This window comes from Streptomyces sp. NPDC059851 (genome assembly GCF_042732005.1).
GTDB lineage: Bacteria > Actinomycetota > Actinomycetes > Streptomycetales > Streptomycetaceae > Streptomyces.
Genome location: NZ_JBHWJJ010000033.1, coordinates 1 through 23,292 on the forward strand (window position 1 = coordinate 1; position 23,292 = coordinate 23,292).

Annotated in this window: 18 protein-coding genes; 5 read left to right on the forward strand and 13 right to left on the reverse strand. The window is 71.9% G+C overall.

Features of this window, described 5'->3' with window-relative positions:
- The first annotated feature begins 105 nt into the window (after nt 1-105).
- A complete protein-coding gene (gene pgl / locus ACFV7Q_RS14375) occupies nt 106-888 on the forward strand; it encodes a 6-phosphogluconolactonase (protein WP_385428234.1) in 783 nt (260 codons plus the stop codon).
- A gap of 161 nt (nt 889-1,049) precedes the next feature.
- On the opposite strand, the gene pgi is transcribed toward pgl, so the two are convergent.
- The 12 genes from pgi to ACFV7Q_RS14435 form a co-directional block, all read right to left on the reverse strand.
- Nucleotides 1,050-2,705 (reverse strand): glucose-6-phosphate isomerase, encoded by a 1,656-nt coding sequence (gene pgi / locus ACFV7Q_RS14380; RefSeq protein WP_385428319.1) that lies wholly within the window; start codon nt 2,703-2,705, stop codon nt 1,050-1,052.
- A gap of 152 nt (nt 2,706-2,857) precedes the next feature.
- Nucleotides 2,858-3,193 carry an RNA polymerase-binding protein RbpA gene (locus ACFV7Q_RS14385; RefSeq protein WP_007263454.1) on the reverse strand — a complete coding sequence of 112 codons (336 nt, stop codon included), beginning with the start codon at nt 3,191-3,193 and terminating at the stop codon, nt 2,858-2,860.
- A gap of 195 nt (nt 3,194-3,388) precedes the next feature.
- Nucleotides 3,389-3,619 (reverse strand): preprotein translocase subunit SecG, encoded by a 231-nt coding sequence (gene secG, locus ACFV7Q_RS14390; RefSeq protein WP_385428237.1) that lies wholly within the window; start codon nt 3,617-3,619, stop codon nt 3,389-3,391.
- 173 nt (nt 3,620-3,792) lie between these two features.
- Nucleotides 3,793-4,569 carry a triose-phosphate isomerase gene (tpiA, locus tag ACFV7Q_RS14395; RefSeq protein ID WP_385428239.1) on the reverse strand — a complete coding sequence of 259 codons (777 nt, stop codon included), beginning with the start codon at nt 4,567-4,569 and terminating at the stop codon, nt 3,793-3,795.
- A gap of 6 nt (nt 4,570-4,575) precedes the next feature.
- Nucleotides 4,576-5,787, reverse strand: a complete 1,212-nt coding sequence (locus ACFV7Q_RS14400; RefSeq protein ID WP_385428241.1) for a phosphoglycerate kinase — start codon at nt 5,785-5,787, stop codon at nt 4,576-4,578.
- 146 nt (nt 5,788-5,933) lie between these two features.
- Nucleotides 5,934-6,938, reverse strand: a complete 1,005-nt coding sequence (gene gap, locus ACFV7Q_RS14405; RefSeq protein ID WP_385428243.1) for a type I glyceraldehyde-3-phosphate dehydrogenase — start codon at nt 6,936-6,938, stop codon at nt 5,934-5,936.
- Nucleotides 6,939-7,147: 209 nt separating this feature from the next.
- Nucleotides 7,148-10,111 (reverse strand): M14 family zinc carboxypeptidase, encoded by a 2,964-nt coding sequence (locus tag ACFV7Q_RS14410; protein ID WP_385428246.1) that lies wholly within the window; start codon nt 10,109-10,111, stop codon nt 7,148-7,150.
- A 209-nt stretch (nt 10,112-10,320) separates the two neighbouring features.
- On the reverse strand, nt 10,321-11,310 hold the full coding sequence (whiA, locus tag ACFV7Q_RS14415; RefSeq protein WP_361902175.1) for a DNA-binding protein WhiA: 990 nt from the start codon (nt 11,308-11,310) through the stop codon (nt 10,321-10,323).
- The gene (gene yvcK / locus ACFV7Q_RS14420; protein WP_385428249.1) at nt 11,301-12,371 is read right to left on the reverse strand and encodes a uridine diphosphate-N-acetylglucosamine-binding protein YvcK; all 1,071 of its coding nucleotides are present in this window, start codon (nt 12,369-12,371) and stop codon (nt 11,301-11,303) included. Before yvcK ends, whiA begins: the two co-directional genes overlap by 10 nt.
- Nucleotides 12,368-13,315: an RNase adapter RapZ gene (gene rapZ / locus ACFV7Q_RS14425; protein ID WP_385428251.1), complete on the reverse strand. Its 948-nt coding sequence runs from the start codon at nt 13,313-13,315 to the stop codon at nt 12,368-12,370. Before rapZ ends, yvcK begins: the two co-directional genes overlap by 4 nt.
- A complete protein-coding gene (gene uvrC / locus ACFV7Q_RS14430; RefSeq protein ID WP_385428253.1) occupies nt 13,312-15,360 on the reverse strand; it encodes an excinuclease ABC subunit UvrC in 2,049 nt (682 codons plus the stop codon). Before uvrC ends, rapZ begins: the two co-directional genes overlap by 4 nt.
- Before the next feature lie 445 nt (nt 15,361-15,805).
- Nucleotides 15,806-16,237 (reverse strand): Rieske (2Fe-2S) protein, encoded by a 432-nt coding sequence (locus tag ACFV7Q_RS14435; RefSeq protein ID WP_385428255.1) that lies wholly within the window; start codon nt 16,235-16,237, stop codon nt 15,806-15,808.
- Between the two features lie 70 nt (nt 16,238-16,307).
- Here ACFV7Q_RS14435 and ACFV7Q_RS14440 point away from each other — a divergent pair, with 70 nt between their 5' ends.
- Nucleotides 16,308-17,192, forward strand: a complete 885-nt coding sequence (locus ACFV7Q_RS14440) for a carbohydrate kinase (protein WP_385428320.1) — start codon at nt 16,308-16,310, stop codon at nt 17,190-17,192.
- A gap of 114 nt (nt 17,193-17,306) precedes the next feature.
- Here ACFV7Q_RS14440 and uvrA read toward each other — a convergent pair whose 3' ends face one another.
- On the reverse strand, nt 17,307-20,264 hold the full coding sequence (uvrA, locus tag ACFV7Q_RS14445; protein WP_385428256.1) for an excinuclease ABC subunit UvrA: 2,958 nt from the start codon (nt 20,262-20,264) through the stop codon (nt 17,307-17,309).
- A gap of 197 nt (nt 20,265-20,461) precedes the next feature.
- Between uvrA and ACFV7Q_RS14450 the strand changes: the two genes are divergently transcribed.
- The 3 genes from ACFV7Q_RS14450 (at nt 20,462) to ACFV7Q_RS14460 (ending at nt 23,266) form a co-directional block, all read left to right on the forward strand.
- The gene (locus ACFV7Q_RS14450; RefSeq protein WP_385428257.1) at nt 20,462-21,151 is read left to right on the forward strand and encodes a maleylpyruvate isomerase family mycothiol-dependent enzyme; all 690 of its coding nucleotides are present in this window, start codon (nt 20,462-20,464) and stop codon (nt 21,149-21,151) included.
- Between the two features lie 9 nt (nt 21,152-21,160).
- The gene (locus ACFV7Q_RS14455) at nt 21,161-21,817 is read left to right on the forward strand and encodes an MBL fold metallo-hydrolase (RefSeq protein WP_385428258.1); all 657 of its coding nucleotides are present in this window, start codon (nt 21,161-21,163) and stop codon (nt 21,815-21,817) included.
- 144 nt (nt 21,818-21,961) lie between these two features.
- Nucleotides 21,962-23,266 (forward strand): MFS transporter, encoded by a 1,305-nt coding sequence (locus ACFV7Q_RS14460; protein WP_385428260.1) that lies wholly within the window; start codon nt 21,962-21,964, stop codon nt 23,264-23,266.
- Nucleotides 23,267-23,292 lie beyond the last annotated feature (26 nt).

Consider the following 23,292-nt stretch of genomic DNA (forward strand, 5'->3'; position numbering starts at 1 on the left):
GCGCCCCACGCGCCGTTCCGGCCACGGATGGGCAGCCAGAATCCCCCCGGCCGCCGCACCCGCCTCTTCCCCCCCAGACCACCAGAAGGCGGCAACAACATGGGTATGACGACTCCCCAGGTCGTCGTCCACCGGGACAAGGAGCTGATGGCCCAGGCCGCGGCCGCCCGGCTCATCACGAAGATCGTGGACGCGCAGGCGGCCCGCGGCAGCGCCTCGGTGGTCCTCACGGGCGGCCGCAACGGCAACGGGCTGCTCGCGGCCCTGGCGGCGGCCCCGGCCCGGGACGCGGTGGACTGGTCCCGCCTCGACCTGTGGTGGGGCGACGAGCGGTACGTCCCGGCCGACGACCCCGAGCGCAACCACGTCCAGGCCCGCGGGGCGCTGCTCGACGCGGTCCCGGTGGACCCGGCGCGGGTCCACGTGATGCCGGCCTCTGACGGCCCGTACGGCCATGACGTGGACGCGGCGGCCGCGGCGTACGCGGAGGAGCTGCGCCGGGCGGCGAGCCCGGAGGACCACGGTCCGGTGCCCCGCTTCGACGTGCTGATGCTGGGCGTCGGCCCGGACACGCACGTGGCCTCGCTGTTCCCGGAGCACCCGGCGGCGCGGGAGACCGAGCGCACGGTCGTCGGCGTCCACGGCGCGCCGAAGCCGCCGCCGACCCGGGTCTCGCTGACCCTGCCGGCCATCCGCGCGGCCCGTGAGGTGTGGCTGCTGGCGGCCGGCGAGGACAAGGCGGGGGCGGTGGCCATCGCGCTCGGCGGGGCCGGTGAGCTCCAGGCCCCGGCGGCCGCCGCGTACGGGCGCTCGCGCACCCTGTGGCTGCTCGACCGGGCCGCGGCGGCGAAGCTCCCGCCGGGCCTGTACCCGCCGGCCGCGGCCTGACCTGACACAGGGTCAGAACCGGACCCGGCCCGGACCTTGTCCGACCCGGGCCCGGCCCTCGTCCCGGCCCCCGTAGTACGCGCGGGGCCCGCCCTCCCCGGCAGGAACACCGGCGGGGGGCGGGCCCTTGGCGCGTGCCGGGGCCGGACGGCCGCGCAGGGTCAGGAACGGCCGCGCAGCGAGCGGTAAGCGGCCACCAGGCCCCGGGTCGAGGCGTCGAGGCCCGGGACGTCGGCGCCCTCGGTCAGCGCCGGCTCCACCCGCTTGGCGAGGACCTTGCCGAGCTCCACGCCCCACTGGTCGAAGGAGTCGATGTTCCAGACGGCGCCCTGGACGAACACCTTGTGCTCGTAGAGGGCGATCAGCTGGCCGAGCACCGAGGGGGTGAGCTCGGCGGCCAGGATCGTCGTCGTCGGGTGGTTGCCGCGGAAGGTCTTGTGCGGGACGAGGGGCTCCGGCACGCCCTCGGCGCGGACCTCGTCCGCAGTCTTGCCGAAGGCCAGGGCCTGCGTCTGCGCGAAGAAGTTCGCCATGAGCAGGTCGTGTTGGGCCGCCAGGGCCGGGGACAGCTCGGCCACGGGGCGGGCGAAGCCGATGAAGTCCGCCGGGATCACCTTCGTGCCCTGGTGGATCAACTGGTAGTAGGCGTGCTGCCCGTTGGTGCCGGGCGTGCCCCACACGACCGGGCCGGTCTGCCAGTCCACGGGGCGGCCGTCGCGGTCCACGGACTTGCCGTTGGACTCCATGTCGAGCTGCTGGAGGTACGCGGTGAACCGGGACAGGTAGTGGCTGTAGGGCAGGACGGCGTGCGACTGGGCGTCGTGGAAGGCGCCGTACCAGATCCCGAGGAGGCCGAGCAGCAGCGGTGCGTTCTCCTCGGCGGGCGCCGTGCGGAAGTGCTCGTCCATCAGCCGGAAGCCGCCCAGGAGTTCGCGGAAGCGGTCGGGGCCGATCGCGATCATCAGGGAGAGGCCGATGGCCGAGTCGAAGGAGTAGCGGCCACCGACCCAGTCCCAGAACTCGAACATGTTGGCCGGATCGATGCCGAAGTCCGACACCTTCTCGGCGTTGGTGGACAGCGCGACGAAGTGCCGTGCCACGGCGCCCCGGTCGCCGCCGAGACCGTCGAGCAGCCAGGCGCGCGCCGATTCGGCGTTGGTGATGGTCTCGATCGTGGTGAAGGTCTTGGAGGCGATGATGAACAGGGTGCGCGCCGGGTCGAGGTCGCGTACCGCCTCGTGCAGGTCGGCGCCGTCCACGTTGGAGACGAAGCGCACGGTCAGGTCGCGGTCGGTGAAGGCGCGCAGCGCGTCGTAGGCCATGGCCGGGCCCAGGTCGGAGCCGCCGATGCCGATGTTGACGACGTTGGTGATGCGCTCGCCGGTGGAGCCGGTCCACTCCCCCGAGCGGATCCGGTCGCTGAAGGCGGCCATCTTGTCGAGGACGGCGTGCACGCCGGGGACGACGTTCTCGCCGTCCACCTCGATGACCGCGTCGGGGGCGGCGCGCAGCGCGGTGTGCAGGACGGCGCGGTCCTCGGTGGTGTTGATCTTCTCGCCGCGGAACATGGCCTCCCGCAGCCCGGCCACGCCGGTCGCGTCCGCCAGCTCGCGCAGCAGCGCCAGCGTCTCGTCCGTCACGAGGTGCTTGGAGTAGTCGATGTGCAGGTCCCCGACCCGCAGCGTGTAGTCCGTGCCCCGGCCCGGCGCGGCCTCGAACAGCTCGCGCAGGTGCGTCTGCCCCAGCTCTTCCCGGTGCTTGCCGAGGGCTAGCCACTCGGGGGTCCGGTTGAGCCTCACACGGCTGTCTGCGTTCATTTCGGACATCAACCCGTTTCTTCCGTCCTGTCGTGCCCCGCCGATCACCAACTTAAGGGATCGGAAGAGGGCCAACCGCACGCGAAGGGGCCCGGCCCGCGGGAGAACACTCCTGCGGGCCGGGCCCCTGTCACATCGTCACCGCGCGTTCGTCAGATCTCGCCGCGGAGTTTGGCGAGCGCCTCCGCGAGGATCGCCTCGCCGTCGGCGTCCGTACGCCGCTCCCGTACGTACGCCAGGTGCGTCTTGTAGGGCTCGGTGCGGGGCGGCGCCGGGGGGTTGTCCCGGTCCTGTCCGGCCGGGAACCCGCAGCGCGGGCAGTCCCAGGTGTCCGGGACCTGCGCGTCGCTGGCGAAGCTGGGCTGCGTCTCGTGCCCGTTCGAGCACCAGAACGAGATGCGCAGGCGGGGCGCGGACTCGCCGCGCTCGGCCTCGCCCATCGGCCCCGCCCCGACCCGGCTACCACGGATCGCGTTGCCACTTGCCACGGTCGTAACTCCCTGCGTGATGGTGCCGCGAGGCGTGAGTGGTTTCCGCCGCGGGCGCCCCAGTCTACGTAAGGCCCAACGGACGTCCAGCAAATGGAGTTACTCACTCCAGGCTGTGGACGCCGTCCTCATGATAGGCGGGGCGGGTCCGGCCGGACGGGCCGAATGGCGAGAACCGATGGCTGCCCGGACGGGTCAGACCGCCGACTTGGTGAGCAGGCCGAGCACCACGATGCAGGCGAACCACAGCAGACCCACCACGATGGTGATGCGGTCGAGGTTGCGCTCGGCGACCGAGGAGCCGCCGACCGACGACTGCATGCCGCCGCCGAACATGTCCGAGAGGCCGCCGCCCTTGCCCTTGTGCATCAGCACCAGCAGCATCAGCAGGGCGCTGAAGACGATCAGGGCAATCGAGAACCCCATAACCACGGCTGATTCCTACTTTCTGGCTTCTCTGGCTTCCGGCTGGGCTGGGCGTGCGCGGGGGCCAGTGGCTGCTTGGTTCAGCCCCCTGGCCCCCGCAAGGGTACGACGGATCCGCCCTGCCGCCTACTCGCTGCCGCGAGCGTCCGGCCTGCGTGCGGACCCGCCGCGGACTACTGGTCCCGGAAACGGACGATCTTGACGAACTCGTCCGCGTCGAGGGCCGCGCCGCCGACCAGGGCGCCGTCCACGTCCGGCTGGGCCATGATCGCCGCGATGTTGCCGGCCTTGACCGAGCCGCCGTACTGGATGCGGACCTTGTCGGCCAGCTCCTGGGAGTACAGCTCGGCGAGGCGGGCGCGGATGGCCCCGCAGACCTCCTGGGCGTCCTCGGGGGTGGCGACCTCGCCGGTGCCGATGGCCCAGACGGGCTCGTAGGCGATCACGATGGTCTCGGCCTGGTCGGCCGGGACGTCCTTCAGACCGCCGTCGACCTGGGCGAGGGTGTGGGCGACCTGGTTACCGGCCTTGCGGACGTCGAGGCCCTCGCCGACGCACAGGATCGGGGTGAGGCCGTTGCGGAAGGCGGCCTTGACCTTGGCGTTGCAGAGCTCGTCGGTCTCGCCGTGGTACTGGCGGCGCTCGCTGTGGCCGACGGCCACGTACGTGCACTTCAGCTTCGAGAGCATCGGGCCGGAGATCTCGCCGGTGTAGGCGCCGGAGTCCTGCGCAGAGACGTCCTGGGCGCCGTACTTGATCTTCAGCTTGTCGCCCTCGACCAGCGTCTGGACCGAGCGCAGGTCGGTGAAGGGCACCAGGACGGCGACCTCGACGGCGTCGTAGTCCTTGTCGGTGAGGCCGAAGGAGAGCTTCTGGGCGTGGGCGATGGCCTCGAGGTGGTTGAGGTTCATCTTCCAGTTGCCCGCCATCAGCGGGATGCGCGTGGTCATGCGGGGTCAGACCTCCAGTGCAGCGATGCCGGGGAGCGTCTTGCCCTCGAGGTACTCGAGGGAGGCGCCGCCACCGGTAGAGATGTGGCCGAAAGCGTTCTCGTCGAAGCCGAGCGTACGCACGGCCGCGGCGGAGTCACCGCCGCCGACGACGGTGAACGCGGGGCTGTCGACGAGGGCCTGCGCGATCGCGCGGGTGCCGCCGGCGTAGTCGGGGTGCTCGAAGACGCCCACCGGGCCGTTCCAGAAGACGGTCTCGGCGTCGGCGATCTTCGAAGCGTACAGCTCGCGGGTCCTGGGGCCGATGTCCAGGCCCTCCTTGTCGGCGGGGATCTTGTCCGCGTCGACGGTGATGTAGTCGGCGGGGGTTCCGCCCTTGATGTCGGGGAAGTCCGCGGAGGCGAGGACGTCCACCGGCAGGAGCAGCTCGACGCCGTTGGCCTCGGCCCGCGCCATGTACTCCTTGACCTTCTCCACCTGGTCCTTCTGGAGCAGGGAGATGCCGACCTCGTAGCCCTTGGCGTGCAGGAAGGTGTACGCCATGCCGCCGCCGATCAGGAGGCGGTCGGCCTTGCCGAGCAGCTCGTCGATGACGGCGAGCTTGTCGGAGACCTTGGCGCCGCCCAGGACGACGACGTAGGGGCGGTTGACCTCGGCGGTCAGCTTCTTCAGGACGCCGACCTCGGTGGCGATCAGGGAACCGGCCGCGTGCGGGAGGCGCGCGGGCAGGTCGAAGACCGAGGCGTGCTTGCGGTGTACGGCACCGAAGCCGTCGCCGACGTAGAGGTCGGCCAGCTCGGCGAGCTGGTCGGCGAAGGCGCCGCGCTCGGCGTCGTCCTTGGACGTCTCGCCGGGGTTGAAGCGCAGGTTCTCCAGGACCGCGACCTGGCCGTCGGCGAGCTTCGCGACGGTCTCCTGCGCGGAGGCGCCGACGGTGTCGGTGGCGAAGGCCACCTCGGCGCCGAGCAGTTCGCCGAGCCGCTCGGCGGCCGGGGCGAGGGAGAAGGCCGGGTCCGGAGCGCCCTTCGGGCGGCCCAGGTGCGAGGCGACGACCACGCGGGCGCCGGCCTCGGCGAGCTTCGCGATGGTCGGCTGGACGGCGCGGATGCGACCGTCGTCGGTGATCCGGTCACCGGCGAGCGGCACGTTGAGGTCCGCGCGCACGAAGACCCTCTTGCCGGAGACGCCCTCGGCGAGGAGTTCGTCGATCGTCTTCATCTGTTTCTACTCCTTGTCCCCCGGCACGGGCGGTGCCGGTGCGGGGTGGGTGGGACAGGCAAGCAACAGGGCCCGTACAACGCTTCATCGCGCTGCGCGGACCCTGTGCTCACATCATCGTGTTTGGCTTTGGTGCCCGACGAACCTTAGAGCTGACCGCCGACGTAGACGGTGAGGTCGACGAGGCGGTTGGAGTAGCCCCACTCGTTGTCGTACCAGCCGACGACCTTGACCTGCTTGCCCTGGACCATCGTCAGGGAGGAGTCGAACGTGCAGGAGGCGGGCCAGTTCACGATGTCGGAGGAGACGATCGGGTCCTCGGTGTAGTCCAGGATGCCCTTCAGCTGGCCCTCGGCGGCCTTCTGGAAGGCGGTGTTGATCTCTTCCTTGGTCGTCTCGCGGTCCAGCTCGATGACGAGGTCGGTGACCGAGCCGGTGGGGACCGGGACGCGCATGGCGATGCCGTCCAGCTTGCCCTTGAGCTGCGGGAGGACCAGGGCGGTGGCCTTGGCGGCACCGGTGGAGGTCGGGATGATGTTCTCGGCGGCGGCACGGGCGCGGCGCAGGTCCGAGTGCGGGAAGTCCAGGATGCGCTGGTCGTTCGTGTACGCGTGGACCGTGGTCATCATGCCCTTGACGATGCCGAAGTTCTCGTCGAGGACCTTGGCCATCGGCGCCACGCAGTTGGTGGTGCAGGAGGCGTTGGAGATGACGTGGTGGTTGGCCGCGTCGTACTTGTCCTGGTTGACGCCCATCACGATGGTGATGTCCTCGTCCTTGGCCGGAGCCGAGATGAGGACCTTCTTCGCGCCCGCGGCGATGTGCTTGGCGGCGTCGGCCTTCTTGGTGAAGATGCCGGTCGACTCGATGACGATGTCGGCGCCCAGCTCACCCCAGGGGAGCTTCGCGGGGTCACGCTCGGCGAAGGTCTTGAAGGTGTTGCCGCCGACCGTGATGGTGTCCTCGGTGTGCGTGACCTCCTGCTGGAGGCGGCCGAGGATGCTGTCGTACTTGAGGAGGTGCACCAGGGTGGCGTTGTCCGTCAGGTCGTTGACACCGACGATCTCGATGTCCGCCCCCTGCTCCAGGAGAGCTCGGAAGTAGTTGCGGCCAATGCGGCCAAAACCGTTGATTCCTACGCGGATCGTCACGAACCGATCTCCTCGTTGGTGCGCCGGTCTGTGCGCCGGCGAGCTGTAATGGGATGTCCCCGACCGCTTACGACCCTACCTCTCCGTGAGCTTGCGAGTGACATCGTCCAGGGGCTGACACACCCCGGAGGCCCGCACCGGAAAGGCGGTGCGGGACCTCCGGGGCCCCGACCCCAGTGACGCAGGGTGAGCAGCGGCCGGGCCTTCGATCAGTGGTGCAGCGAGCGGAGCGCCTTACCGACGAGTACGGCACGGTCCCGGGCCGTCGGCAGGTGTTCCAGACCGAATCCGAGCAGGACGGTGTTACGGGTGGTGACCGACGCGTAGGACTTGAACAGCTCTCCGGAAAGGGACCAGTCGCCCGGAACCGCGGGGCTTCCGGTCGGTCCGGGCTGCACCGTCCAGGCTCCCAGGGAGCCCTCGAAACCGTCAGTGGTCTGGTCCACTGAGCCGAGGGAGAGGCGCGCTGTGTCGAGGAAGACCCCCCGGCCGCCCTCGCTGCCGTCGGTGACGTACGAGAAGGAGAGCTCGACCGTCTTGCCCGCGTAGGCGCTCAGGTCGAAGGAGACCTGCTTCCAGCCGTCGGACGAACCGGTGAAGCTGTGCCACGCGCCGCTGCTGCCCTGCGGGGTGCAGCCGTTGCTGCCGAGGGTCAGGTAGTGGCCCAGGAACGGATGGCCGCCCAAGAAGAACCCGGCCGCGCACTCCGCCGGTACCTGGGAGCGGGTGAGGCCGCCGGCCTCGGGCAGCGTGGTCCAGTCGTCCCCGCCTGCGGTACGGGCCTCCAGGACCGCGTGGTCGTAGCCGGGCTCGGTGTTCCAGTGGAGGGCGGCCTTGAGCTGCGGCTTGTCGGCCGCGGCGACCTTGGTGAGGTCGATGGTGCGGGTCAGCCGCTTCCAGTCGTCGTCGGCGTGGGCGGCCGCGGCCATCCCCGTGCCCGCGTACGGGGCGTAGGGGTTCACGACCCCGGCGTAGCTGCCGCCCTGTGCACTCTTGAACTGCGGGAACTGTGCCGGGGGCAGGGCCTCGGAGGTCACGGTGTACGCCCCGGGGGTGTCGAGCGGGTTGCCCGCCGCGTCGCCGACGGCCCCGTGGGCGCCGGCCAGGGCTCCTGCGCCGGTGAAGCCAGTGGCGCCGCTCGCTCCGGCGCGACCGTAGGCGCCGAGCCAGTACTGGCTGAAGTCGTCGGTCAGGGCGGGCCCGACGCGGGCCCTGCCGCCCGCCAGCTCGCCGGCCTCGATCAGTCGGCCCCCCTCGTTGAGGAAGTCGCGCACGGCGAGCTGGGTGGGGCCGCCGGGTGACGCCGCCCCGGTGTAGTGGACGGCGGTGCGGAAGTGGGAGAGGACACCGAGGCGGTGCGGGGCGCCGCGCTCGGCCACGTCCCAGACGGCCGCGGGCCGTCCGGCGGCGCGCAGGGCGTCGACGTAGGTCTGCGCGTGCCGGGCCGTGGCGCCCTCTTCGGCGATCACCAGGACGTCGGCGCGCGGCCGCTGCGCGACCGTGTACGTGAAGTGCTCGCTGGAGACCTGCCGACCGGACTCGTCGCGGCCGGTGAACCAGACCTCGACGCGGTCGCCGGGCCGGGTGCCCTCCACCTCCGCCCGGTACTGGTCGAACCAGTTGTTGTCCTCGCCTCCGTAGACGGACCCGCCCTTCCAGGCGCGCAGACCGTCGTCGTGCGTACGGCCCCCGTTGATGCGGTACTTGAGCCGCTTGTCCTTCAGCGCCTTGCGGGCCGTGACGGAGACCGCCTGGTCCTGGCCGCGGGCCGCGTAGGAGGTGGTGAAGGGGTCGAGGGTGAAGTCGGCGGCGGTCAGGCCCACCGGGGACTTCGGGCGGTCGGGGCGGGCTGCGCTCTCGGCGACGGCGAGGGCGAAGGGGATGTTCTTCGCGAACTCGGCCTGGACCAGCTTCTCGTCGTCCGGGAAGGTGAAGCCGGAGCGGCAGTCCTCGGGCCGCCAGCGGTCGTTCGGGTCACTGGCGGAGGCCGTCTGACAGGTGGTCATCTCCGGCGTGAACATCATGATGCCGTTGACGTTGGAGGCGTGGCCGTCGGCCTCGCCGTTGGTGGTGTAGAGCTCCGACGACAGCTGCGGGTGGTAGCCGGGGACGGCCGGGTTCTCCGGGGTGCCGGCCAGCGCCGCGTAGGCCACGTCGTCCGGGGTGCCGGTGGCCACCTGCCAGCCCACGCCGTAGAGGAGCAGCTCGGCGGCGGAGTGGTAATTGATCGCGTACCGGAAGCCGATGCGCTTTTGGAAGCGGTCGAGCGCGACGGTCTCGGGCTCGGAGGACGCCCGCGGGCCGCGGTAGGTCTCGCTCGACGGGACCGGCGAGGAACCCTCGTTGTCGTAGCCCCACTTGTAGGCGAAGTTCCGGTTGAGGTCGACGCCGTCCCCGGTGGTGATCTTTCCGTCGCCGTTGTTGTCGTGGAGGTTCTTGCGCCACAGCCGCTTGCCGTCGGGGGCGTGGGTGTAGTCGTACCCGTCGGGGTTGGCGGAGAGCAGGAACCACAGCTCGGTGGAGTCCACCAGTGCGGTGATCCGCGGGTCCTTGCCGTAGGTGTCGAGGGTGTGGTGCATCAGCCGCCGGGTCATCTCGGGGGTGATCCACTCACGGGCGTGCTGGTTGGACATGTAGAGCACGGCCGGCTTCCGGCCGTCGGCGGTCCGGGCCGCGTCCTTGGTGACCTTCAGCGCGAGGATGTCCTTGCCCTGGACGGTCTTGCCGATGGAGACCACCTTGGTGAGGGCCGGGTGGTCCTGGGCCGTCTTGAGGATCTCCTCCTGCAGCCCGCCCTTGCCGCTGTACGGGCGGAACACCCCGTCGCCGGAGGCCTGGGCGCGGGCCGACTCCCCGACCCGCCGCTCGGCGAGGCGGATTCCGCGTGCGGAGAGCTGCCCGGCCTGGGCGGGGGTCAGGACGAGCTCGACGCGGGCGGTGCCCGTCTGCGGGGCGCGCTCGGTGAGCTCGTGCGCGTCCTGGCCGGCGGCGAGGACGAGCGGGATCTGCTCCTTGGTGACGTCGGCCTCGTAGACGCGTAGGTCGTCGGTGCCGGTGTCGGCGCCCGGTGCGGTGTCTGCCGCGGGGCGCGCCTGGGCCGCCGGGAGGGCGGCCAGGGTGGTTCCTAACAGGAGTGCGCCGGCGGCGAGGATCGATCTCGTGAGGTGCCTCATGTGCCCCCCTGGGCGTCGTCAGCCACGAAAGCGAAAGCGTGTGCACGACAGGCTCACGAGAGCCCATGTTCATGTCAATGGGGCCTCGTGGGATTGAGCCGCCGCGCGGCAGGGGCCGGCACGTCACGCGGTCTGCGACGTGCGGGCCCCTGCCGCGCGGCGTACGGGCAGCAGGGATGCCGAACCGCAGGCGGCGCCGCCGCGGCCGCTCAGCCGGCCATGTTGTCGGCCATCTCCTCGCTGAGGTTCGACTCGGTGCCCGGGATCCCGAGGTCCTGGGCCCGCTTGTCGGCCATCGCCAGCAGGCGCCGGATCCGGCCGGCTACCGCGTCCTTGGTCAGCGGCGGATCGGCGAGCGCGCCGAGCTCCTCCAGGGAGGCCTGCTTGTGCTCCATGCGCAGCCGTCCGGCGGCGGCGAGGTGCTCGGGGACCTCCTCGCCGAGGATCTCCAGGGCGCGCTGGACGCGGGCTCCGGCGGCCACGGCGGCCCGGGCCGAACGGCGCAGGTTGGCGTCGTCGAAGTTGGCGAGGCGGTTCGCGGTGGCGCGGACCTCGCGGCGCATCCGCCGCTCCTCCCAGGCCAGGACCGACTCGTGGGCGCCGAGGCGGGTCAGCAGGGCGCCGATCGCGTCGCCGTCGCGGACCACGACCCGGTCCACGCCGCGCACCTCACGCGCCTTGGCGGCGATGGAGAGCCGGCGGGCGGCGCCCACCAGGGCGAGCGCCGCCTCGGGGCCGGGGCAGGTCACCTCCAAGGAGGAGGACCGGCCCGGCTCGGTGAGCGAACCGTGGGCCAGGAAGGCGCCGCGCCAGGCCGCCTCGGCGTCACAGGTGGCCCCGGAGACCACCTGCGGGGGCAGACCCCGGATGGGACGGCCGCGGCCGTCCACGAGGCCCGTCTGGCGGGCCAGCTGGTCGCCGCCGGCCACGACCCGCACGACGTACCGGCTGCCGCGGCGCAGGCCGCCCGGGGCCATGACCACCAGGTCCGACGAGTGGCCGAAGATCTCCAGGATGTCCTTGCGGAGGCGCCGCGCGGCGATCCCGGTGTCCAGCTCCGCCTCGATGACGATCCGGCCGCTCACCAGGTGCAGCCCGCCCGCGAACCGAAGGATCGCCGAGACCTCCGCCTTCCTGCAGCAGGTCCGGGTGACGGGGAGCCGGGAGATCTCATCCTTCACCGCTGGCGTCATCGCCATGGGCCGATCCTTCCATGCATCCGAAAAATACGGTCGTACGCGGCGGCGAGCAGCTCCGGGTCGTGCTTCGGGGAGCCGTCCTCCCTGGCCACCGGCGCCAGCTCGACCGCGGCGCCGAAGCGCTGCGCGGCATCGGCGAGGGACTCGCGGTCGGGCACGGCGGCCTGGTCGGCCAGCACCACGTCCAGGGCGAGTTTAGGGGCGTGTCGGGCCAAAACCTCCAAATGACGCTGCGGAGAGAAGCCCTCTGTTTCGCCGGGCTGCGGAGCCAGGTTCAGCGAGAGGACCCGCCGGGCCTTGGTCTCCATCAGCGCGTCGAGCAGCTCCGGCACCAGCAGGTGGGGGATCACGGACGAGAACCAGGATCCCGGGCCCAGCACCACCCAGTCCGCGTCCAGGACGGCGGCGACCGCCTCGGGCACGGCCGGCGGGTCGCTGGGCACGACGTGCACGGACAGCACCTCGCCGGGGGTGGTGGCCACGGTGGCCTGCCCGCGGACGGTGTCGACGTCCGCGGGACGCCCCGGGTCGTGGCCCCTGACCATGGCCTGGAGCTCCAGCGGCACCGCCGACATCGGCAGCACCCGGCCCTGGGCGCCCAACAGCCTGCCGACCAGGTCCAGGGCCTGGACGGGGTCGCCGAGCTGCTCCCACAGGGCCACGATCAGCAGGTTGCCCACCGCGTGCTCGTGGAGGGCGCCCGCCGACTGGAAGCGGTGCTGGATCACGCGGGCCCACGTCTGGCCCCAGTCGTCGTCGCCGCACAGGGCAGCCAGGGCCTTGCGGAGGTCGCCGGGCGGGAGTACGCCGAGCTCCTCGCGCAGCCGGCCGCTGGATCCGCCGTCGTCGGCGACGGTGACCACGGCCGTGAGCTCGCCGGTGATCCGGCGCAGGGCGGCCAGGGAGGCCGACAGCCCCATGCCGCCGCCGAGGGCGACGACCTTGGGGGCGGCCCCCTTGGAGGCCGCGCCGCGGCGCGGCGCGGTGCGGCCGGCGATGTCCTCGCCCCGCCCCGAGGTGAGACGGCGCAGGCGGCGCAGCCTCAGGGTACGTCCGGTCACTCGCGCCCCATGTCCCGGTGGACCACGACGGTCTCGACCCCTTCGGAGGCGAGGCGGGCGGCGAGCTTCTCGGACATGGCGACGCTGCGGTGCTTGCCGCCGGTGCAGCCGACGGCGATGGTCACGTACCGCTTGCCCTCGCGGCGGTAGCCGGCGGCGATGAGCTGGAGCAGCTCCGTGTAGCGGTCCAGGAACTCCTTGGAACCCGGCTGGCTGAAGACGTAGCCCGACACCTCCGGGTTGAGGCCGGTGAAGGGGCGCAGCTCGGGCACCCAGTGCGGGTTCGGGATGAAGCGGCAGTCAACGACGAGGTCGGCGTCGACGGGCAGGCCGTACTTGTAGCCGAAGGACATGACGGTGGCCCGCAGCTCGGGCTCCTCGTCTCCGGCGAACTGGGCGTCCATCTTGGCGCGCAGCTCGTGCACGTTCAGGCTGGAGGTGTCGATCACCAGGTCGGCGTCGCCGCGCAGCTCGCGCAGCAGGTCGCGCTCGGCGGCGATGCCGTCGACGATGCGGCCGTCGCCCTGGAGGGGGTGCGGGCGGCGGACCGACTCGAACCGGCGCACCAGGGCCTCGTCGGAGGACTCCAGGAACACGATGCGCCGGGTGACCCCGCGCAGCTCCAGATCGGCGAGGGACTCGCGCAGGGCGTCGAAGAACTGGCGGCCGCGGACGTCGACGACGACGGCGATCCGGGCCACGTTGCCCTGCGAGCGGGCACCGAGCTCCACCATCGTGGGGATCAGCGCCGGCGGAAGGTTGTCCACGACGAACCAGCCGAGGTCCTCCAGGCACTTCGCCGCGGTGCTGCGGCCGGCCCCGGACATCCCGGAGATGATCACCAGCTCGGGGATGGCGGCCTCGGCGCTCTCGCCGGGCTCTGGTGTCGTGCCCGTACTCACCTGTGCTCCGTCTCGGTCGTACTCGGTCTCGTGCTCGGTCATCGGTCGGTCCCCCGTTCGGACGACGTACCCCAGCCACCGCTGGGCGGTACCCCCACCGCTGGCGCGGTGGTCTCATCCTCAATGATCTCTCCTGTCGCCGTGTTGACGGCAGGAGCGGCAGGGGTCGCCAGGGCGAGGGCCGCGGCCACGGTCTCGGCCGTCTTGCGTCCTATGCCCGGGACCTCGCAGATCTGGTCGATTGTCGCCTGCCGGAGCTTCTTCACCGAACCGAAGTGCTTGATCAGGGCCTGCTTGCGCGTGTCGCCGAGCCCGGGTACCTCGTCCAGCGGCCCCGCCTTGAGCCGTTTGCCGCGCTTGCTGCGCTGGTACTGGATGGCGAAGCGGTGGGCTTCGTCACGCACCCGCTGGAGCAGGTACAGGCCCTCGCTGGTGCGGGGCAGGACGACCGGGTCGTCCTCGCCGGGCAGCCAGACCTCCTCCAGCCGCTTGGCCAGCCCGCACACGGCGACGTCGTCGATCCCGAGTTCCTCCAGGGCCCGCCGGGCGGCCGCCACTTGGGGCTGGCCGCCGTCGACCACGACGAGCTGCGGCGGGTAGGCGAAGCGCTTGGGCCGCCCGTCGTCCGGCGCCTGCTTCTGCTGGCCGTCGCCGTCCTCCTCTTCGGGGGACCACTCGCCGGTCTTCAGCTTCTCCTGGAGGTAGCGGCGGAAGCGGCGGGAGACCACCTCGTGCATGGAGCGGACGTCGTCCTGGCCCGCGAAGGACTTGATCTGGAAGCGCCGGTACTCGCTCTTGCGGGCGAGCCCGTCCTCGAAGACGACCATGGACGCCACGACGTCCTCGCCCTGGAGGTGCGAGATGTCGAAGCACTCGATGCGCAGCGGGGCGCTGTCGAGGTCGAGGGCCGCGGCGATCTCCTCCAGCGCCCGGGAACGGGTGGTCAGGTCGGCGGCGCGTTTGGTCTTGTGCAGGGCCAGGGCCTGCACCGCGTTGCGGTGCACGGTCTCCATCAGGGCCTTCTTGTCCCCGCGCTGCGGCACGCGCAGGCTCACCTGGGAGCCGCGCCGCGCGGCGAGCCATTCGCCGAGGGCGGCACCGTCCTCGGGCAGGGCCGGGACCAGCACCTCCTTGGGTACGGACTCGCCGGTCTCCTCCCCGTACAGCTGCTGGAGGGCGTGCTCGACGAGCCCGGCCGTGTCGACGGCCTCGACCCTGTCGGTGACCCAGCCGCGCTGGCCGCGGACCCGACCGCCGCGCACGTGGAAGATCTGGACTGCGGCTTCGAGCTCGTCCTCGGCGACCGCGATCAGATCGGCGTCGGTGGCGTCCGCCAGGACGACCGCGTTCTTCTCCATGGCGCGGCGCAGCGCCCCTATGTCGTCGCGCAGCCGGGCGGCCTTCTCGTACTCCGTCTCCTCCGCGGCCTCGTGCATCTGCGCTTCGAGGCGGGAGAGGTAGGCCCCCGTCCGTCCGGCCATGAAGTCGCAGAAGTCCGCGGCCAGTTCCCGGTGTTCCTCGGCACTGACCCGGCCGACGCAGGGCGCGGAGCACTTCCCGATGTAGCCGAGCAGGCAGGGGCGGCCGATCTGCGCGGAGCGCTTGAACACCCCGGCCGAGCAGGTCCGCACGGGAAACACCCGGAGCATCAGGTCAACGGTCTCGCGGATGGCCCAGGCGTGCGCGTACGGCCCGAAGTACCGCACGCCCTTCTTCTTGGGCCCGCGCATGACCTGGACCCGCGGGAACTCCTCGTTCATGGTCACGGCGAGGGACGGGTAGCTCTTGTCGTCCCGGTACTTCACGTTGAACCGGGGGTCGTACTCCTTGATCCAGGAGTACTCCAGCTGGAGCGCCTCGACCTCGGTGGACACCACGGTCCACTCCACGGAGGCGGCCGTCGTCACCATGGTCGCCGTACGCGGGTGCAGCCCGGCGACGTCCTGGAAGTAGTTCGCCAGGCGCTGGCGCAGGCTCTTGGCCTTGCCGACGTAGATCACGCGGCGGTGCTCGTCACGGAACCGGTAGACGCCCGGGGAATCCGGGATCTGTCCCGGCTGGGGACGGTAGCTGGAAGGGTCGGCCATGCCGCCACCATACTGGCGCCCACCGACAACCCGAACGCCCGCGCCCCCACGCTCCGCGCCCCGGTCCGCGCAGTTCCCCGCGCCCCTGATGGAGGTGCCCCCACTGCCCGGTCGTGTGCGGGCCACCCGCCCCTGATCGCGCAGTTCCCCGCGCCGCCGAGGGTCCCCCCCTCGCCCGGTCGTCGGCTGCGGGCCGTACGGGCTGAGCGCGCAGTTCCCCGCGCCGCGGGCATGGCGCCCCTCAGGGACACGGGGAACGGCGCGACCAACCACGGACAGCCCGCACCGAACCGGCCGGACCAGCACCGTCAGGGGCGCGGGAACTGCGCGGACGGCCACGGTCGGCCCGCAGCCGACACGACTCCCCCGGGCCCGGGCCCGACCGAACGGGAGCTGGGGGTGCGGCGCGGGAGCCGGGGGATCACCGGGACCGGGCCTGGCCCGCTCAGCCGGCGATCAGCTTGCCGCCCTCCGCCCGGACCGGAACCGCCGGCAGCGGGTCGGTGGCCGGCCCGCGCAGCACCTTGCCGGTGGCTACATCGAAGCGGCTGCCGTGGCAGGGGCAGTTGCCCTGCCCCTCGACGATCTTGTCCAGGACGCAGCCGGCGTGCGTGCACTGGGCGCTGAACGCCTTGTACTGGCCCTCCGCCGGGCAGCTGACCACGAGCTTCCGCTCCCGGTACAGCTTCGCGCCGCCGACCGGCACCTCGGAGGCGGCACCCAGCTCCACCGGGGCCGTGGGGACGGCCGGGGAGCCGGCGCCGCTGTTGGTCTCGGTGGAGCAGGCGGTGAGCGCCGCACTGGCCCCGGCGGCCCCGACGATCGCGGCGGCGCCCTTGAGCACGGTACGGCGGGCGGCGGGCTGCGGCGCGGACATGCGGTTCTCCTGGCGTGAGGGTTTTGGGCCCATCTGACGATACCGGCGGGGGATGGGATACCTTCCCCGCGTGATCGTCGTCGGTGGAGAAGCCCTGATCGACCTCGTGCCCGTGGCGCAGCCGCCGGGTGCGCTGCTGCCGCGGCCCGGCGGAGGCCCGTACAACACCGCCGTGGCCCTCGGCCGGCTCGGCGCCGAGGTCGCGTTCTGCTCGCGGGTCTCGTCCGACGGCTTCGGCGAGAGCCTGCTGGCGGGGCTGGGCGCGGCCGGGGTGGACTGCTCGCTGGTGCAGCGCGGCCCGGAGCCCACCACGCTGGCCGTGCCCTCGCTGGGTCCGGACGGGTCGGCGGCGTACGGCTTCTACGTCGAGGGCACCGCGGACCGGCTGTTCCGGCTGCCCGGGGCGCTGCCGCCGGGGGCCCGGGCACTGGCGCTCGGCACCTGCTCGCTGGTGCTGGAGCCGGGCGCGAGCGCGTACGCGGCCCTGCTGCGCCGGGAGGCGGGGCGCGGGCTGCTGACCCTGCTGGACCCGAACGTGCGGCCGGCGCTGATAGCGGATCCGGCCGCGTACCGGGCCCGGTTCCTGGGCTGGCTGCCGTCGGTGTCGGTGCTGAAGCTGTCGGAGGACGACGCCGACTGGCTCGGCGGGCGGGTGGCGGACTGGCTGGCGGCGGGCCCGTCGGCGGTGGTGCTGACGCGCGGGGCACGGGGGATGAGCGTGTGGACGCGGGAGGGCGCCCGGTACGCGGTGCCCTCGCCGGCGGTGTCCGTGGCGGACACGATCGGCGCGGGCGACACGGCCAGCGCGGCGCTGCTGCACCGCCTGGCGGCCCCGGGCGGCGGTCCCGGCGGCACGGTGGACTGGCCGGAGGTCCTGGCGTACGCCGCCCGTGCGGCGGCACTGACCTGTACCCGGACGGGAGCCGAGCCGCCGTACGCGGCCGAACTCGGCTGAGCGTCGCCGGGGCGGCCCGGAGGGTGTGCACGCAACGACCCTGCTCCTGCCCGAGGGGTGTCCCCTGGCAGGAGCAGGACCGGCCGGCGCTGTGCAGCCCCGCTGCGGCTGCGGCTACGCCGTGCGGGCGCGGGCCGCGGTCTTCTTGGCGGCGGTCTTCTTGGCCGCGGTGGTCTTCCGGGCGGCGGTCTTCTTCGCCGGGGCGGCGGCCGGGGCCGCGTCGGAGATCCGCTCCGCGCCGAGGATGTCCCGCAGGAACTTGCCGGTGTGGCTGTCGCCCACGGACGCCACCTGCTCGGGGGTGCCTTCGGCGACGACGAGTCCGCCGCCGTAGCCGCCTTCCGGGCCCATGTCGATGACCCAGTCCGCGGTCTTGATGACGTCCAGGTTGTGCTCGATGACGATCACCGAGTTCCCCTTGTCCACCAGCCCCGACAGCACCTTGATCAGCTTCGAGATGTCCTCGAAGTGCAGGCCGGTCGTCGGCTCGTCGAGGACGTACACCGTTCGCCCCGTCGACCGCTTCTGCAGCTCCGACGCCAGCTTCACGCGCTGCGCCTCACCGCCGGACAGTGTCGGCGCGGACTGGCCGAGCCGGACGTAGCCGAGGCCGACCTCGGTCAGCGTCTTCAGGTGCCGGGCGATCGTCGGGACCGCCTCGAAGAACTCCAGCGCCTCCTCGATCGGCATGTTGAGGACCTCTGCGATGGACTTGCCCTTGTAGTGGACCTCCAGCGTCTCCCGGTTGTACCGGTCGCCGTGGCAGACCTCGCAGGGGACGTACACGTCCGGCAGGAAGTTCATCTCGATCTTGATCGTGCCGTCGCCGGAGCAGTTCTCGCACCGGCCGCCCTTGACGTTGAAGGAGAAGCGGCCCGGCAGGTAGCCGCGCACCTTCGCCTCCATCGTCTCCGCGAACAGCTTGCGGACGTGGTCGAAGACGCCCGTGTACGTCGCCGGGTTGGACCGCGGGGTGCGGCCGATCGGAGACTGGTCGACGTGCACGACCTTGTCGACGAGGTCGTCGCCCTCGACGCGGGTGTGCCGGCCGGGTACCGAGCGGGCGCCGTTCAGCTCGCGCGCCAGGTGCGTGTACAGGATGTCGTTGACGAGCGTCGACTTGCCGGAGCCCGAGACGCCGGTGACGGCCGTGAGCACGCCCAGCGGGAAGGAGACGTTGATGTCCCGCAGGTTGTTCTCCTTGGCCCCGTGGACCGTGAGCTTGCGGCTCCCGTTGACGGGCCGACGCACGTCCGGCACGGCGATGGACCGCTTCCCGGACAGGTACTGCCCGGTCATGGAGGCGTTGTTGTCCAGGAGCTCCTTGAGCGAGCCGCTGTGCACGACCTTGCCGCCGTGCTCACCGGCGCCGGGGCCGATGTCGACGACCCAGTCGGCGGTCTTGATGGTGTCCTCGTCGTGCTCGACGACGATCAGGGTGTTGCCCATGTCGCGGAGCCGGACGAGCGTCTCGATCAGCCGGTGGTTGTCGCGCTGGTGGAGGCCGATGGAGGGCTCGTCCAGCACGTACAGCACGCCGACCAGACCGGAGCCGATCTGGGTGGCCAGCCGGATGCGCTGGGCCTCGCCGCCCGACAGGGTGCCGGCCGCCCGGTTCAGCGACAGGTAGTCCAGGCCCACGTCGACGAGGAACCGGAGCCTTTCGTTGACCTCCTTCAGGACCCGCTCGGCGATCTTCTTGTCGCGGGCGTCGAGCCGGAGCCGGCCCAGGAACTCCGCGCACTCGCTGATCGACATCGCGGCGACCTCGGCGATGGACCTCTCCATCACCGTCACCGCGAGGACGATCGGCTTGAGCCGGGTTCCCTCGCAGGTGGGGCAGGGCACCTCGCGCATGTACCCCTCGAAGCGCTCGCGGCTCGCGTCGCTCTCGGACTCCGCATGCCGGCGCCGGACGAACGGCACGGCTCCCTCGAACGCCGTCGTGTACGCGCGCTCACGCCCGTAGCGGTTGCGGTAGCGGACTTCGATCTGCGTCTTGTGCCCGTAGAGCAGGGCCTTCCTGGCCCGCTGCGGCAGCCCGGCCCACGGGATGTCCGTACGGAATCCCAGCTCGTCCGCGAGGGCGCCGATGAGCCGCTGGAAGTAGTCCTTGGTGTGGCCGAGCGACCACGGCGAGACGGCGCCCTCGTCGAGGGACTTCTCCTCGTCCGGGACGATCAGCTCCGGGTCCACCTCCATGCGCGTGCCGATGCCGGTGCACTCGGGGCAGGCGCCGAAGGGCGAGTTGAAGGAGAAGGAGCGCGGCTCCAGCTCCTCGAACGACAGGTCGTCGTACGGGCAGTAGAGGTGCTCGGAGAACATCCGCTCGCGCTCGGGGTCGTCCTCGGGGAGGTCGACGAAGTCGAGGATCACCATGCCGCCGGAGAGACCGAGGGCGGTCTCCACGGAATCGGTGAGCCGGCGCTTGGCGCTGTCCTTCACGGTGAGGCGGTCGACGACCACCTCGATGGTGTGCTTCTCCTGCTTCTTGAGCTTCGGCGGCTCGGAGAGCTGGACGGTCGTCCCGTCCACCCGGGCCCGGCTGTAGCCCTTCGTCTGCAGGTCGGCGAAGAGGTCGACGAACTCGCCCTTGCGCTCGCGCACCAGCGGGGAGAGCACCTGGAAGCGGCTGCCCTCGGGCAGCGCCAGCACCTTGTCGACGATGGCCTGCGGGGACTGCCGTGAGATCGGGCGGCTGCACTCGGGGCAGTGGGGCTTGCCGATGCGCGCGAAGAGCAGACGGAGGTAGTCGTAGACCTCGGTGATGGTGCCGACCGTCGAGCGCGGGTTGCGCGAGGTCGACTTCTGGTCGATCGAGACCGCCGGAGAGAGGCCCTCGATGAAGTCCACGTCGGGCTTGTCCATCTGGCCCAGGAACTGGCGGGCGTACGACGAGAGCGACTCGACGTAGCGGCGCTGGCCCTCGGCGAAGATCGTGTCGAAGGCCAGGGAAGACTTGCCGGACCCGGACAGACCCGTGAAGACGATGAGCGAGTCGCGGGGCAGGTCGAGCGAAACGTTCTTGAGGTTGTGCTCGCGAGCGCCACGAACGATGAGTCGGTCGGTCACGCCGGTCCGCACCTTTCTTGAGAGAGCGGGGGCACGGGCCCCCGTCCCAGGGTATGGGGGGCGCCTCTGCATTGGAGTCGAGCTGAGGAGTCGAGCTGGACTTCCGAGCGTATAGCACGCGCATTCGATTTACGGCACTCCGCCGACTGCTTCACCCGTTCGTGTGGCCGGGGACGCGGGCCACTACGCTCGGCTCCATGACCGATCATGTGCACGACCTGCAAGTTGTACGTGAAGCCACGGAGCGGCTGCTGACCGCGGTCGCACGACTGGACAACGCCGCCCTGGCCGAGGAGTCACACCTCCCGGGCTGGACCCGCGGCCATGTGCTCGCCCACCTCTCCCGCAACGCCGACGCCCTCGTCAACGTCCTCGCCGGGCGGCCCATGTACGAGAGCGCCGACGCCCGCGACAAGGACATCGAGCAGGGCTCCGGCCGCCCGCTCCAGGAGCAGCTCGCCGACCTGCAGGCCAGCCACGACCGCCTCATGGCGCAGACCGCGGGCGACCAGGACTGGTCCCGCACCGTCGAGCTCCGGGGCGGTGTCACCGACCTGGCCTCGAACGTGCCGTTCCGGCGCCTCGTCGAGGTCGAGCTGCACCACGTCGACCTGAACGTCGGCTACGGCCTGGAGGACCTCCCGGAGGAGTTCACCGGCCGCGAGATCGACTTCCTCGCCGACCGCTGGTCCGCGCGTCCCGAGGTGCCGCCCACCGCCCTGGCCGCCGACGACGGCCGCACGTGGCGCACGGGCGCGGCCGGGGAGCCGGCCGTCACCGTCACCGGCCCGGCCGCCGCGCTCCTGGCCTGGCTGGCCGGCCGCGGCGACAAGGGCGCCTCCCTGACCACCTCCGGCGGCCCCCTCCCGGCCCTCCCGCCGCTCTAGGATCAGCACATGACGTACACCGGAGCGGTCAAGGTCGGCGGTCCCGCCGACGTACACGAACTCGCGGACCTGATGATCTCCAAGGTCGCGGTGGGTCCCATGGACAACAACGCCTACCTGCTGCGGTGCCGGGCCACCGGCGAGCAGCTGCTGATCGACGCGGCCGCCGAGCCCCACACGCTGCTGACCCTGATCGGCGACAGCGGCATCGCGTCCGTCGTCACCACCCACCAGCACGGCGACCACTGGGGCGCCCTGAGGGAGGTGGTCGACGCGACCGGCGCGCGGACGTACGCCGGCGCCCTCGATGCCGAGGGCATCCCGGTACCCACCGACGTGCCCGTCGAGGACGGGGACGTGATCAGGGTGGGCCGGGTCGAACTGACCGCCCGGCACCTGGTCGGGCACACCCCCGGCTCGATCGCCCTGGTCTACGACGACCCGCACGGGCACGCGCACGTGTTCACCGGGGACTGCCTCTTCCCCGGCGGCGTCGGCAACACCCACGACGACCCGAAGGCCTTCGCCAGCCTCATCGACGACGTGGAGCAGAAGCTGTTCGGGCAGCTTCCGGACGAGACCTGGGTGTACCCGGGCCACGGCAACGACACCACGCTCGGTGCCGAGCGGCCGCATCTGGCCGAGTGGCGCGAGCGCGGCTGGTAGGTCTCGGTCATCCCTCCGGGCCCGTGCACTCGTTCCGGTCGAAGATGACCGAACGCACGTCCCGGGGGCGCGGGGAGGGGTAACTGCTGCACCATGCAACAGGCCCCTTCCCCGTCCCCGTCCCCCGTCCCCCGATCCCCCTCGATGCTGCGCCTCGCGTCGGCCGCGCTCGCCGGCACCGCGATCGAGTTCTACGACTTCTTCGTGTACGGCACGGCCGCGGCACTGGTCCTCGGTCCGCTCTTCTTCCCCTCCTTCTCCCCGCTCGCCGGCACCCTGGCCGCCTTCGGCACGTTCGGGGTCGGCTTCCTCGCCCGCCCGCTGGGCTCGGCGCTCTTCGGGCACGTCGGCGACCGGTACGGCCGGCGTCCGGTACTGCTCGCCTCGCTGCTGCTGACCGGCCTGGCGACGGTGGCGGTCGGCTGCGTGCCCACCTACGCCTCCATCGGGCTGGCCGCGCCGGTGCTGTTGCTCGTGCTGCGCTTCCTCCAGGGCCTCGGCCTCGGCGGCGAGTGGGGCGGGGCGGTCCTGGTCACCGCCGAGCACGCCCCCGAGGGGCGGCGCGGGCTGTGGTCGAGCTTCCCGCAGGTGGGCCCGTCGGTGGGCTTCCTGCTGGCCAACGGCATCACCCTGGCACTGTCCGCGACGCTGACCGACGCCCAGTTCGCCGCTTGGGGTTGGCGGCTGCCGTTCTGGGCGGCGGGGCTGCTGGCCCTGGCGGGGCTGTGGCTGCGCCACTCCGTAGAGGAGACCCCGCAGTTCCGTGCGCTGGCCGAGAGCGGGCAGCGGGCCGAGGCCCCCCTGTCGGAGGTGGTGCGCGGGCACTGGCGGCTGATCCTGCTGACCGGCGGGGCGCTGGCGGCCGCGTACGCGGTCTTCTACGGGGTCAGCACCTGGTCCCTCGCGTACGGCACCGAGCACCTCGGCGTGGACCGCACCACGATGCTGGTGTGCATCATGACCGGCGTGGGGATCATGGCCCTGTGGACGCCGGTGGCGGCGGTCCTCGGCGACCGCTGGGGCCGACGCCCGCTGTGCCTGGCCGGGTGTGCGGCCTGCGCCCTGTGGATGGCCCCGTTCGCGACGCTGCTGGCGACGGCGGACGCGGTGCCGATCGCGGTGGGCGCGGTCGGCGCGCTGCTGTGCATCGGGACGGTGCTGGCGGTGATCGGCGCGTACCTGCCGGAGTTGTACGCCCCGCGGATCCGCTGCACGGGCGCGGCCGTCGGCTACAACCTGGGCGGGGTACTGGGCGGTGCGCTGACCCCGATCGTGGCGACGGCGCTGGCGGACGGCTCCGGTCCGCCGTGGGGCGTGGCGGCCTACCTGGGCGGGATGGGGCTGGTGAGCCTGGTGTGCTTCGCGTTGCTGCCGGAGACCAACCCGGAGCTGGTGCGACGGGCCGCGAACACGGAAGCGGGGGCGCCCGAAGCGGCCGCCCCCGTGTAGCCCCGGGCCGGGGCCTTCCGTGCCGT

What these genes read in the sequence shown, in the direction of transcription:
- pgl (WP_385428234.1), top strand. Translation starts at nt 106, where the DNA reads ATGACGACTCCCCAGGTCGTCGTCCACCGGGACAAGGAGCTGATGGCC.
- pgi (WP_385428319.1), bottom strand. Translation starts at nt 2,705, where the DNA reads ATGAACGCAGACAGCCGTGTGAGGCTCAACCGGACCCCCGAGTGGCTA.
- secG (WP_385428237.1), bottom strand. Translation starts at nt 3,619, where the DNA reads ATGGGGTTCTCGATTGCCCTGATCGTCTTCAGCGCCCTGCTGATGCTG.
- tpiA (WP_385428239.1), bottom strand. Translation starts at nt 4,569, where the DNA reads ATGACCACGCGCATCCCGCTGATGGCGGGCAACTGGAAGATGAACCTC.
- ACFV7Q_RS14400 (WP_385428241.1), bottom strand. Translation starts at nt 5,787, where the DNA reads ATGAAGACGATCGACGAACTCCTCGCCGAGGGCGTCTCCGGCAAGAGG.
- ACFV7Q_RS14410 (WP_385428246.1), bottom strand. Translation starts at nt 10,111, where the DNA reads ATGAGGCACCTCACGAGATCGATCCTCGCCGCCGGCGCACTCCTGTTA.
- whiA (WP_361902175.1), bottom strand. Translation starts at nt 11,310, where the DNA reads ATGGCGATGACGCCAGCGGTGAAGGATGAGATCTCCCGGCTCCCCGTC.
- rapZ (WP_385428251.1), bottom strand. Translation starts at nt 13,315, where the DNA reads ATGACCGAGCACGAGACCGAGTACGACCGAGACGGAGCACAGGTGAGT.
- uvrC (WP_385428253.1), bottom strand. Translation starts at nt 15,360, where the DNA reads ATGGCCGACCCTTCCAGCTACCGTCCCCAGCCGGGACAGATCCCGGAT.
- ACFV7Q_RS14435 (WP_385428255.1), bottom strand. Translation starts at nt 16,237, where the DNA reads ATGTCCGCGCCGCAGCCCGCCGCCCGCCGTACCGTGCTCAAGGGCGCC.
- ACFV7Q_RS14450 (WP_385428257.1), top strand. Translation starts at nt 20,462, where the DNA reads ATGACCGATCATGTGCACGACCTGCAAGTTGTACGTGAAGCCACGGAG.
- ACFV7Q_RS14455 (WP_385428258.1), top strand. Translation starts at nt 21,161, where the DNA reads ATGACGTACACCGGAGCGGTCAAGGTCGGCGGTCCCGCCGACGTACAC.
- ACFV7Q_RS14460 (WP_385428260.1), top strand. Translation starts at nt 21,962, where the DNA reads ATGCTGCGCCTCGCGTCGGCCGCGCTCGCCGGCACCGCGATCGAGTTC.